The 12,053-nt window shown below is 39.2% G+C and carries 13 protein-coding genes; all 13 read left to right on the top strand.

Translation table 11 applies throughout. The annotated features are described in order from the left end of the window. Positions 1-125: 125 nt before the first annotated feature. The 13 genes from porW to LV92_RS06520 all read left to right on the top strand — a co-directional run bounded on the left by porW (position 126) and on the right by LV92_RS06520 (position 12,052). Positions 126-2,669, top strand: coding sequence for a type IX secretion system periplasmic lipoprotein PorW/SprE (gene porW, locus LV92_RS06460; protein ID WP_111622813.1), 2,544 nt, complete (start codon positions 126-128; stop codon positions 2,667-2,669). A gap of 19 nt (positions 2,670-2,688) precedes the next feature. Then, positions 2,689-3,120, top strand: coding sequence for a bactofilin family protein (locus LV92_RS06465; RefSeq protein ID WP_111622814.1), 432 nt, complete (start codon positions 2,689-2,691; stop codon positions 3,118-3,120). Next, a complete protein-coding gene (locus tag LV92_RS06470) occupies positions 3,098-3,328 on the top strand; it encodes an AtpZ/AtpI family protein (protein WP_111622815.1) in 231 nt (76 codons plus the stop codon). The genes LV92_RS06465 and LV92_RS06470 overlap by 23 nt, the downstream gene beginning before the upstream one ends. Continuing rightward, positions 3,328-3,714, top strand: a complete 387-nt coding sequence (locus LV92_RS06475; protein ID WP_111622816.1) for a DUF6168 family protein — start codon at positions 3,328-3,330, stop codon at positions 3,712-3,714. The genes LV92_RS06470 and LV92_RS06475 overlap by 1 nt, the downstream gene beginning before the upstream one ends. A gap of 124 nt (positions 3,715-3,838) precedes the next feature. After that, the gene (atpB, locus tag LV92_RS06480) at positions 3,839-4,915 is read left to right on the top strand and encodes a F0F1 ATP synthase subunit A (protein WP_111622817.1); all 1,077 of its coding nucleotides are present in this window, start codon (positions 3,839-3,841) and stop codon (positions 4,913-4,915) included. A gap of 33 nt (positions 4,916-4,948) precedes the next feature. After that, on the top strand, positions 4,949-5,140 hold the full coding sequence (gene atpE, locus LV92_RS06485; protein ID WP_031446173.1) for an ATP synthase F0 subunit C: 192 nt from the start codon (positions 4,949-4,951) through the stop codon (positions 5,138-5,140). An 89-nt stretch (positions 5,141-5,229) separates the two neighbouring features. Continuing rightward, complete coding sequence (locus LV92_RS06490; protein ID WP_111622818.1) at positions 5,230-5,730, top strand: F0F1 ATP synthase subunit B; 501 nt, start codon at positions 5,230-5,232, stop codon at positions 5,728-5,730. Positions 5,731-5,740: 10 nt separating this feature from the next. After that, positions 5,741-6,280, top strand: coding sequence for an ATP synthase F1 subunit delta (gene atpH, locus LV92_RS06495; RefSeq protein ID WP_111622819.1), 540 nt, complete (start codon positions 5,741-5,743; stop codon positions 6,278-6,280). Positions 6,281-6,337: 57 nt separating this feature from the next. Beyond that, positions 6,338-7,912 (top strand): F0F1 ATP synthase subunit alpha, encoded by a 1,575-nt coding sequence (gene atpA, locus LV92_RS06500; protein WP_111622820.1) that lies wholly within the window; start codon positions 6,338-6,340, stop codon positions 7,910-7,912. 103 nt (positions 7,913-8,015) lie between these two features. Continuing rightward, positions 8,016-8,876 carry an ATP synthase F1 subunit gamma gene (gene atpG, locus LV92_RS06505; RefSeq protein ID WP_111622821.1) on the top strand — a complete coding sequence of 287 codons (861 nt, stop codon included), beginning with the start codon at positions 8,016-8,018 and terminating at the stop codon, positions 8,874-8,876. A 170-nt stretch (positions 8,877-9,046) separates the two neighbouring features. Continuing rightward, complete coding sequence (locus LV92_RS06510; protein ID WP_111622822.1) at positions 9,047-10,510, top strand: lipopolysaccharide biosynthesis protein; 1,464 nt, start codon at positions 9,047-9,049, stop codon at positions 10,508-10,510. Beyond that, positions 10,507-10,941, top strand: a complete 435-nt coding sequence (gene dut / locus LV92_RS06515) for a dUTP diphosphatase (protein WP_111622823.1) — start codon at positions 10,507-10,509, stop codon at positions 10,939-10,941. Before LV92_RS06510 ends, dut begins: the two co-directional genes overlap by 4 nt. 178 nt (positions 10,942-11,119) lie before the next feature. After that, the gene (locus LV92_RS06520) at positions 11,120-12,052 is read left to right on the top strand and encodes a tetratricopeptide repeat protein (protein ID WP_111622824.1); all 933 of its coding nucleotides are present in this window, start codon (positions 11,120-11,122) and stop codon (positions 12,050-12,052) included. The last annotated feature ends 1 nt before the right edge of the window (position 12,053 follow it).

Raw genomic sequence — 12,053 nt, forward strand, 5'->3', positions numbered from 1 at the left:
TCCTGATCATTTCTATGGCCAGGTAAGGAATTATCCAATAACTAAAAATAATGCAGTTTTTGTCGACCAACTACATAATAATCCGGTCGTTTTTAAGTTAAGGATACGTACGAATACATAGAATTTTGAAGCTTCGCAATAAACTTATATTTTCGGTTGTTTTTGGAGGATTGGCGTTTAATGCCTGTTCCACCAAGAAAGACGCCCTTATAAACCGTAATTGGCACGCACTTAATACCAAGTACAATACCTTGTATAATGGGAACATTGCTTTTGAAGAAGGGCGTGAGGGTCTGAATGCCGTATACCAGGATAATTATTGGGAAATATTGCCCGTGGAAAGACTGGAGGTCACCGAAGACATAAAGTTGGATTCCGAAGATAACAACCCCAATTTCCTTATTGCAGAAGAAAAGGCTACCAAGGCCATACAAAAACACAGTATGGACATAAAGGACGAGGAGCGCAATCCCCAGACCGATGAGGCCTTTTTACTTTTGGGCAAGGCCAGGTATTTTGACCAGCGCTATATGCCCGCCTTGGAATCCTTTAATTATATTCTAAATAAATATACGCAGAGCGATAAGCTTAACGAAGCAACCATTTGGAGGGAAAAGGTAAATATTCGTCTCGAAAATGAAGAGCTTGCCCTCAAGAATTTAAAGCGTTTAATTAAGCAGGAATATTTAAGCGATCAAGAATATGCCGATGCCCGTGCCATGATTGGTCAGGCCTACATCAATCTAAAAATTGCGGATACCGCCATTCAGCAGTTAAAGATTGCATCGATATACACCAAAAAAAATCCAGAAAAGGGTCGCTACCTATATATAATTGGTCAGTTGTACAATGAATTGGGGTTTAAGGACAGTGCCAATTATGCCTTCGACAAGGTAATCGACTTAAATAGGAAATCGCCCAGGGTATACATGATCAATGCCCATTTACAAAAAATTCAGAATACCGAACTTACCGACGACAATAGGGAGGAAATGTTCGAGTACCTTACGGAATTGGAGGAAGACCGGGAAAATAGGCCTTTCTTGAATAAAATATACCGTCAAGTAGCAGAATTTCATTTGGCAAATAAATCCGATAGCTTGGCCTTGGTGTATTATAATAAGTCTTTGAGGGCCACTCAGAATATGCCCCAATTGAATGCTCTGAACTATGAAAATTTGGCGATTTATAATTTCGACCAGAATGAATACAAACCTTCCGGGGCTTATTATGACAGTGTATTACAAAATTTAAATGAAAACACCAAGAAGTATAGGGAGGTTAAAAAGAAACTTGATAACCTGGAAGATGTCATTAAATATGAGGAGGTAGTGCAGTATACGGATAGTGTAATTACTTTATATGAGTTTTCAATTGATGATAGGATAACCTATTTCGAGAAGCATATTGCCCAATTAAAGGCAGTTGCCGAACAAGAAAGAAAGAAAGGGGAAAATATGGCCAATGCGGGTTTTGCCGCTTTCAGTAAAACAAAGGGAGGAAAGGAGAACAAGGGCAAGTTTTATTTTTATAACATAACCACATTGGGTTATGGCAAGAACGATTTTAAGACTAGATGGGGGAAGAGAAGCTTGGAGGACGATTGGCGCTGGTCCAACAAATCCAAAGCTCAAAACCTAGAGGTAAATGGTGAAAATCTGGCCAATACGGTAGCGAATAATCTTGAGGCATTGGGGGAAGAGGAAAAATACAGTGTTGAGTTCTACATAAGTCAAATACCTACGGATCCATTGCTGATAGACAGTTTAAGGACCGAGCGTAACTTCGCCAATTATCAATTGGGGTTGATCTATAAGGAAAAATTTAAGGAAAACCTTTTGGCGGCAGGTAAATTGGAGAGCGTTTTAAGATCCAATCCGGAAGAAAGGCTAATAATTCCATCAAAATACAACCTGTACAAGATATACGAAGAGTCTGGAAGTTCGTTGGCCACCGATATGAAATACGATATCATTAAAAACCATCCGGAATCCAGATATGCAGAAATCCTTTTAAACCCACAGGCCATTTTAACCGGAAGTGCTGATAGTCCGGATGCCAAGTATCAACGTTTGTACAGGATGTTCCAAAATCAGGAGTTTTTAAAAGTAATTACAGGGGCTGAAGAAAACATCAGCAAATATACAGGGGACCCAATTGTTCCAAAATTTGAAATGCTAAAGGCCAATGCTATTGGTAGGTTACAAGGGTTTGAGGATTTTAAGGAGGCATTGAACTATGTGGCCTTGAACTATCCTAACAATCCCGAAGGGAAAAAGGCACAGACCATGGTGGCGGAACAATTGCCAAAATTGGAACCCAAGGTATTTTCCACCGAAACCGAATCTACCGGTACAGGAAACTGGAAGGTGGTATTTCCACTTAAAATTAGGGACGATAAAAAAGCCCTTAGGCTTAAGGAGCTTCTGGAAAAATCCATAAAGGATCTAAAGTATAAGAATGTGGTCTCCAAGGACATCTATAATCTAGAGGATCAATTTATAGTGGTTCATGGTTTTAAATCCAAGGACTTCGCTCTAGGGTATGCAGAATTGATAAAAAACAATAAGGATTACCGCATCGCTGATGAGAATTTCGTAATTTTATCCAACAACTATAAAATAATTCAAGTACATAAGAATATAGCAGATTATAAAGCTCAGCAATAAACCCCAAAACCTTAGCAAAATGTTTTCAGATAACAAAAAACCTCGTGTTATGACAGAATTAGGCGGACAACCCAACAGAATTGAAAAAAACACCAAAATCAAAGGTGACATTGTCTCCGAAGCCGATTTTCGGATTGATGGAAAATTGGACGGTAATGTAAAAACTTCAGGAAAAGTGGTCATCGGTATCGATGGTTATATTCATGGTAAAGTGGAGTGTGTCAATGCCGATATTGAAGGTAATTTTAACGGAGAGTTGATCGTGGCCGATCTCTTGTCCTTAAAGTCTTCTGCTGTAATTGAGGGCACTGTCATAGTATCCAAATTAGCGGTTGAGCCTGGTGCTACCTTTAATGCGTCCTGTACCATGAAGGGCAAGGAGGGTAAAGGCGCTTTAAATAGCCCAACAAAACACTCAGCAACCACCAATGAACCAGCAAAAGCCTCCTAAAAATAATAATGGTTTAAAAAATGCGGCAATCCTTACAGGTGTTGCCATTGAAATGGGCGGAATAATTTTTTTGGCTGCCCAGGGAGGAAAGTGGTTGGATGAATATTTTGAAATGGAATCCAAGACCTTTGTTATTGTGCTTACTTTAGTAGGAGTGGCCGTTGCTATTTACTTGGTTTTGCAGCAATTGAAACGCATAAAGTATTAATGTCCAAGAATAAATTTCTTTTTACTTTTTACCTTTCCTTAATACTGTTGAGCCTGTTGGTTTTCTGCCTTCACCTACTCATACTTTATTTGTTCGGATTTCCATTATTGGACCATATGATCGTTTTGGCCTATTTGCTCAATGTGGTTCTGGCCCTGATTATATTTTCGGTGCTTTACTGGTTTCGGGAGAAATGGAGAGATCAGATCGGATTTCTTTTTTTAGGGGGAAGTATGCTCAAATTTTTGTTTTTCTTTCTCGTTTTTTATCCTTTCTATAATGCAGATGGGAACATGGAATCTTTGGAGTTTACCACCTTTTTTGTTCCCTATTTGGTGTGCCTTCTTTTGGAGACATTCTTTACTGCCAGAATGCTAAATAGTTAGCTTCAATTTTGTTTTCCATATTACTTTTAAGATATGGTCCAAAATAAACCGTTTAATGCTTTTTTCTTTTTGAGATAAAAGCGTACATTTGCACGGATTTTTTGAGACCGATATTTTAAGCGATATGCAAAAACCATTTTACGTCAAAGTTCTTTTAGTTGCTACACTTCTTCTGGGTATCAATGCTTTCGCACAAGAAAAGGACCATTCGTCCAGCGAAGAAAAAGGAAGCCTAAAAACCGAAATCAAGGAATTTATTGGGCATCACTTGTTGGATTCCCACGATTTTACCCTTTTTACCCTAGACGAGGAAAATAATGAGCACGTTGGTTTTCCATTGCCCGTAATTTTATGGGATAACGGCTTAAAGGTGTTTTCTTCCTCCAAATTCCACCATGGGGAATCCGTTGCGGAAGTAGACGGAAATTATTATGCCCTTTATCATGGTAAAATTGTAAAGACCGATTCAGAAGGGACCATCAACTACGATGAAGATCATCATGCGACCAATGTAAAGCCATTGGATTTTTCCATTACAAAGAATGTTGTTTTTATATTTTTGGTGTCTGCCTTGATGTTGTTTTTATTTGCCAGAATGGCCAAATCTTACAAAACCAGTGCATTGCCAAAGGGTATAGGACGCCTGTTGGAGCCTATAGTACTTTATATTCGTGATGATATTGCAATTCCGAATATTGGAAAGAAGCATTATAAGAAATACATGAGTTATTTGTTAACGGTGTTTTTCTTTATTTGGATCATTAACCTTCTAGGGCTTACGCCACTTGGCGTAAATGTTACAAATAATATAGCAGTAACATTTGCTTTGGCCATCCTTACCTATTTGATCACTACGTTTACTGCAAATAAGAATTACTGGAAGCATATTTTCTGGATGCCGGATGTACCTGTATTTATGAAGATTGTTTTGGCGCCCATTGAACTTTTGGGAACTTTTATTAAGCCTTTCTCCCTTATGATTCGTTTGTATGCCAACATTACAGCGGGTCACGTAGTCTTAATGAGTATTTTGGGAATGATGTTTATCTTCAAAAACTGGATCGGAAGTCCGTTGTCATTTGGTTTGGCATTTGCACTTTCTTTGTTGGAGTTGTTGGTAGCGGCCTTACAGGCATATATATTTACGATGTTGTCCGCATTATATTTCGGCTCGGCAGTTGAGGAGCATCACGATCACTAAAATTAGAATGTTTAATAATTAATTATATATATTATGGAAATCCCAACTATTGTAGGAGCTGGTTTGATCGTTATCGGTGCTGGTTTAGGTATTGGTAAAATTGGTGGATCTGCTATGGATGCCATCGCTCGTCAGCCAGAGGCTTCAGGTAAGATTCAAACAGCAATGTTGATTGCTGCGGCTCTTATTGAAGGTATTGGTTTTGCTGCGCTTTTCGCATCTTAGTCAAACAAAATAAGGAACGGCTATAACGGTTGGTTATAGCTGTTCTTTTACAATTAAAAATTAAACGTTTACATTTCATATATTAGGACATGGAAAAATTAATAGAGCAGTTTTCATTTGGATTGTTTTTTTGGCAATTGTTATTGTTTATAGCGGTGCTTCTCTTATTGCGCAAATTTGCGTGGAAACCTATTCTTGATGCTGTTGAGGATCGTGAATCTGGTATTAAGGATGCATTGGCTGCAGCAGAAAACGCCAAAAAGGAAATGCAAAATGTTACTGCCGATAGCGAACGTCTTTTGCAAGAAGCAAGGGTAGAGCGTGAGGCTATGATCAAGGAGGCCCGTGAAATGAAAGAGAAAATCGTTACGGATGCCAAGGATTTGGCACAGGCAGAGGCTGATAAAATGATCAAGCAGGCGCAACTTGCCATTGAAAGTGAAAAGAAAGCGGCCGTAGCCGATATAAAGAACGAAGTAGCTACCCTATCCTTGGAGATTGCGGAAAAAGTTATTAAAGAGCAGTTTTCCGATAAGGCCAAACAAATGAAGTTGGTTGAGGATATGATCGGCGATATCAAGCTAAATTAGGAAGAGAGATATGAACGAAGCTAGAGCAGCCGTACGTTACGCAAAAGCAATATTGGATCTGGCGGTAGAGAATAAGGCTACCGAACAGGTGGAGAAGGATTTTCGCATTATATTATCCACTATAGCTAGTAGTACTGAACTTCAGGAAATGTTGGGGAGCCCTGTTTTGCCAGGTGAACTTAAAAAGAAGGCCTTATCCGAAATATTCAAGGGTAGTGATCAAGTTACGGAAGGACTTATTTCTACCTTGGTGGACAATAAGCGAATTTCAATTTTGAACGATGTTGCCGAAAAGTTCATTATTTTAAATGAGGCCCGTAAAGGTCAGGGTGTAGCCTTTGTAACCACCGCGGTTCCTCTAAGCGCCGATCTGGAGAAAAAGATATTGGGCAAAATAGTTGAACTTACCGGTAATGAATCCACCATAGAGAACAAAGTGGATGAGGGCATTATTGGGGGGTTTATTTTGCGTGTTGGGGATTTGCAGTATGATGCAAGTATAGCCAACAAATTGAGTAATTTGAAAAGAGAGTTTACAAATAGTCTATAAATAATTTTTCTGGGCGATGTTGGTTTCAATATGGTCCTAATCTTATATCTATAACAAATGGCAGGAGTAAAAGCCGCTGAAGTATCAGCAATATTAAAAAAGCAGTTATCGGGATTTGAAGCATCAGCTTCATTAAACGAGGTAGGTACCGTTTTACAAGTAGGTGATGGTATCGCTAGGGTTTATGGATTATCTAACGTCCAATACGGAGAATTGGTAGAATTTGAAGGTGGGCTTCAAGGGATCGTTCTAAACTTGGAAGAGGATAACGTTGGTGTGGTATTGTTGAGCCCATCCAGAAATATAAAGGAAGGATCGGTTGTAAAACGTACCCAGACCATTGCCTCTATTAAAGTTGGTGAAGGCATTGTAGGTAGGGTTGTGGATACATTGGGAGCCCCAATAGACGGTAAAGGACCAATAACTGGAGATTTATATGAATTGCCATTGGAGCGTAAAGCCCCTGGGGTTATTTTCCGTCAACCGGTTACAGAGCCATTGCAAACCGGAATAAAGGCTATCGATGCTATGATTCCTGTTGGTAGGGGTCAGCGTGAGTTGGTTATTGGTGACCGTCAGACAGGTAAGACTACCGTTTGTGTGGATACCATTTTGAATCAAAAAGAATTTTACGATGCAGGGGAGCCAGTATATTGTATATATGTTGCAATAGGCCAGAAGGCCTCTACGGTAGCAAATATTGCAAAAACATTGGAAGACGCTGGTGCTTTGGCCTATACTACTATTGTTGCGGCAAATGCTTCCGATCCTGCTTCCATGCAGGTATATGCACCATTTGCCGGAGCGGCAATTGGAGAATATTTTAGGGATACCGGTAGGCCAGCTTTGATTATATATGATGATTTGTCAAAACAAGCAGTTGCGTATCGTGAGATATCATTGTTGTTAAGAAGACCACCGGGACGTGAGGCATATCCTGGGGATGTATTTTACCTTCACTCCAGATTATTGGAGCGTGCCGCAAAAGTTATCGCGGATGATACTATAGCCAAGAATATGAACGATTTGCCAGACGTATTGAAACCAATGGTAAAAGGTGGAGGCTCTTTAACAGCTTTGCCAATTATTGAGACTCAGGCTGGGGATGTTTCCGCTTATATTCCTACCAACGTAATTTCTATTACGGATGGTCAGATCTTCTTGACCCAGGATCTTTTTAACCAAGGGGTTCGTCCAGCGATCAACGTAGGTATTTCAGTATCGCGTGTTGGAGGTAATGCCCAGATAAAATCAATGAAGAAGGTAGCAGGTACATTAAAATTGGACCAGGCACAATTCCGTGAATTGGAGGCTTTTGCCAAGTTCGGTTCAGATTTGGATGCCGCTACATTGAATGTTATTGAAAAAGGACGTAGAAACGTTGAAATTCTTAAGCAGGCACAGAACGATCCTTTTACTGTTGAAGATCAGGTAGCTATTATTTATGCAGGTTCCAAGAACTTGTTGAACAAGGTTCCTGTAGAGAAAGTAAAGGAGTTTGAAAGAGACTATATCGAGTTCTTGAATGCCAAGCACAGAGGAGTTTTGGATCAGCTTAAGGCAGGAAAGTTAACAGATGAGGTAATAGATGTTTTGAGCTCTGTAGCTAAAGATCTATCTGCTAAATATTAATAAAGTATTTTTTCTGTCTTCTTGAGACCAAGAAGACAGAAAAAATGGAATAAATGAATGTATAACACAGTATTCCTCTCCATGGGGAGCTTAAGTGGAGCCTATGGCCAATTTAAAAGAAATACGTAATAGAATTGCTTCGGTATCTTCAACGATGCAGATTACCAGTGCCATGAAAATGGTATCTGCCGCTAAGTTGAAGAAGGCTCAGGATGCCATTACCGCAATGCGTCCATATTCCGATAAATTGTCGGAGCTTTTGCAAAGTCTTAGTGCTAGCTTGGATGCAGATTCCGGAAGCAAGTTTGCCGATAATCGTGAGGTAAATAGGGTTTTGATCGTTGCCATAACCTCTAACAGGGGTTTATGTGGTGCCTTTAACACGAATATTTTAAAGCAAAGCGCATTGTTGGCTAAGGAGAAATATGCTGGCAAACAGGTAGATTTTGTTGCCATTGGTAAAAAGGCCAATGATATTTTAAAGAAAAAGAACAAGGTTATTGCAAACCACAGTTCGGTTTATGATGATTTGACCTTTGATAATGTGGCAGCCATTGCCCAGGAATTGATGGATCTGTTTACCACAGGGGCATACGATAAAATTGAAATTGTTTATAACAAGTTCAAGAATGCCGCTACGCAAATTGTGATTACAGAGCAATTTTTACCGATTGTTCCTGTAGAAGGTGAAGCCAATTCGGCGGCCGACTATATTTTTGAACCATCCAAGGCGGAGATTGTGGAACAATTGATTCCAAAATCATTGAAGACCCAATTGTACAAAGGGGTGCGTGATTCCTTTGCTAGTGAACATGGTGCTCGTATGACCGCTATGCACAAGGCAACAGATAACGCGACCGACTTAAGAAATCAGTTGAAACTTACATATAACAAAGCAAGACAAGCTGCCATCACCGGCGAGATTTTAGAAATTGTTGGTGGAGCGGAGGCTTTGAATAATTAGTTATATAGTAATTTAGCTGTCCCTTTTGAAAATTATAAGAGAGCCTCACAGGAATGTGGGGCTTTTATATTTATAAAGAATTTATATTGGGCATATGTTGAATAAGCTAATTAACTAACTTTGCCCGCATCGATTAAATGCCTAATTTTAAAGCTAATTCATAGATTTCTTTGAATCCACTTAAAAAACTATTTAAACAGACGTTTATCTATGGCTTAGCTACGGTATTGCCCCGGATGCTATCGTTTCTTTTAACGCCTTTATATGTAACGGTTCTACCCACGGATGGATACGGGGAGGTTTCCATTATTTTTGCCTGGTTTGCTATTTTTAATGTGTTGCTTGCATATGGTATGGAAACGGCCTTTTTCCGTTTTTACAACGATACCTCTCTAAATAGGAAAACGGTTGTTACCACCTCACTAATTTCCATTGGGGCCTCGTCCTTTATGTTCATGCTCCTAGCCTTTATATTTAAGGGCCCCATTTCATCAATAAGTGATATAGATCCGCAATATATCTCTTATGCGATATTAATTCTTGTTTTGGATGCTTTGGTAATCATTCCGTTTTCTTGGTTAAGGGCCAATGAAAAACCAATGCGCTATGCTTTGGTCAAGATTGCCAATGTGGTAATCAACCTGGGATTGAATTGTTTTTTTCTAATGATTCTTCCAATTATGGCCGAAAACAAGCCAGATTCATTTTTAAGCGGTCTTTACAAGCCGAACTTTGAAATCTCCTACATATTTATCTCTATGTTAATTGCTAGTGGCATAACGCTCCTGTTGATGTTGCGTCTCTATTTAAGAAGGCCATACGTATTCGACAGGTCTATATGGACCAGCATGATGAAATACGCTGGACCTGTTTTAGTAGCTGGTATAGCCTTTACTGTCAACGAAGTTTTTGATAGAATTATGTTGGATTGGCTTTTGCCCAACGATATTGCCGAGAGTGAGATTGGGAAATATTCGGCCTGTTACAAGCTTACCTTGTTCATGACGCTATTTGCAACGGCCTTTAGAATGGGTATAGAGCCCTTCTTTTTTAGTCACTCCAAAAGTGATAACCCGCAAAGGGCATATGCACAGATCACCAATTATTTTGTAATCCTGGGAAGTGTTATTTTGCTTTCCGTTGTGGTCTACGCAGATGTGCTTAAATTAATTATTGTACCCAATTCCGAGTATTGGGAGGCCATGTCCGTAGTGCCCATTATTATATTGGCCAGCTTTTGTCTGGGAATCTACCACAACCTTTCGGTATGGTATAAGGTGACGGACCGTACAAAATTTGGAGCTTATATCTCCCTGATAGGAGCGGTACTAACGATAATTATTAATTATGCCTTTATTCCCTATTTCGGATACGTAGCTTCCGCAGTGGCCACTTTGGTAGCTTATGGCTCCATGGTTATCCTTTCTTTCTTTTTTGGAAGAATGTACTATCCTATACCTTACAACCACAGAAAAATAATTTTTTACCTAGTGGTTTCCATCTCATTTTCCATGCTATCTTTTTACGTTTTCAATCGTAATTTGATTATTGGCAGTATATTTTTTATTCTATTTTTGGCCATGGTATATAGGCTTGAAAGTGATAAACTAAAACAAATATTTCTAAGAAAATGATTATAAAAATCATCAATAAATCGGTACACCCCTTGCCTAACTACGAAACCTTGGCTTCTGCCGGTATGGATCTTAGGGCCAATCTTACAGAATCCATTGTATTACAACCCATGGAAAGATCTATAATAAAGACTGGTCTTTTTCTGGAGCTTCCAATAGGTTTTGAGGCACAGGTTAGACCACGTAGTGGGTTGGCGGCGAAAAAAGGAATTACCGTTCTAAATGCACCTGGCACGGTTGATGCGGATTACAGAGGGGAAGTAGGGGTAATATTGATAAATCTTTCCACGGAGGCTTTCACCATAGAAAATGGAGAGCGTATAGCCCAATTGGTCATTGCCAAGCACGAAAGGGCGGAGTGGGACTTGGTCGAGGAGCTTTCCGAAACCCCTAGGGGCTCGGGAGGATTTGGTAGTACCGGGTTAAAATAAAACCCCGGGATAAACAGGGTGGGCTCTGGCATTATCACTAATTTTATGGAGGTTTGGTTGTCTTTTTATTTTGCAATAGGAAACGGTTGGAATAAAAGTAATTTTGGGGCAATACAATGTTGGGTCTTAAGTTATTTAAGGTTTAAGATCTGTTTTCCAATAAAATGGAACTATTAATATGAGAAGGAGGGTGTACATATTTATTTTTGCCTTGGGGCTTGTTTTAATCCCAGGACCTAGTTGTGCCCAAGAAAATGAAATTAAGGAAGAAGAGAGTGCAGAGGTCTTTTTAGAGGAATATACCGATGAGTTTCAGGAAAAATTCTTTGAGGCGTTAAAACAAAAAGGAATTGAAAATTACGATAGGGCCGTTAATCTCTTATTGGAATGTAAACGGTTGGATCCGAACAATTCGGTATTGGACCATGAATTGGCCAAGGCCTATTTGGCTTCCAAACAAGTTGTGTTGGCACAGCAATATGGTATTTCGGCTTTGAATGCCAGGCCCGATAATTTCTGGGTATTGAATACCATAGTAGATATTATGCAGCGCCAAGGGTTGGGCCTAGACTTGATAAAGGATAAGATCCCTTACAATAATGTACAAATCCAAGAAAACCTGGCTTTGATCTATTTTAAACAGGAAAATTATGAAAATGCATTGAAAATACTTAACGGTATGAAAAATACGGTATTTTCCAAGGAGCTGACATCTAAAATTTATAATTCTATTAAGAGTAGGGAAAATACTGAAAATCTAAAAGATACCGTAATTGTAAAGGTTGAAAAGGAAAACCCCACAGATAATTATCTGTCCATAATTTCGGGGTATTTGGCAAAGAGCGACTTTAAAAGTGCAGCATCCGTAAGTGAGGAGGCCATAGAGAATTTCCCGGCACAACCATATTTTTATTACACTTACGGACTTAGTTTAAATAAGGTCAAGAAGCATAAGGAGGCCATAGCCATATTGGAGTCGGGGTTGGATTATTTATTGGATGATGTTGATCTAGCCAATAAAATGTACAAAGAATTAGTGGATGCTAACAATGCTTTGGGAAATTCTTCCAAAGCAAATATGTATCTTAGTAAATTAAAATCCGGGTCTTAAA

The sequence above is a fragment of the Arenibacter echinorum genome (assembly GCF_003259375.1).
Taxonomy (GTDB): domain Bacteria; phylum Bacteroidota; class Bacteroidia; order Flavobacteriales; family Flavobacteriaceae; genus Arenibacter; species Arenibacter echinorum.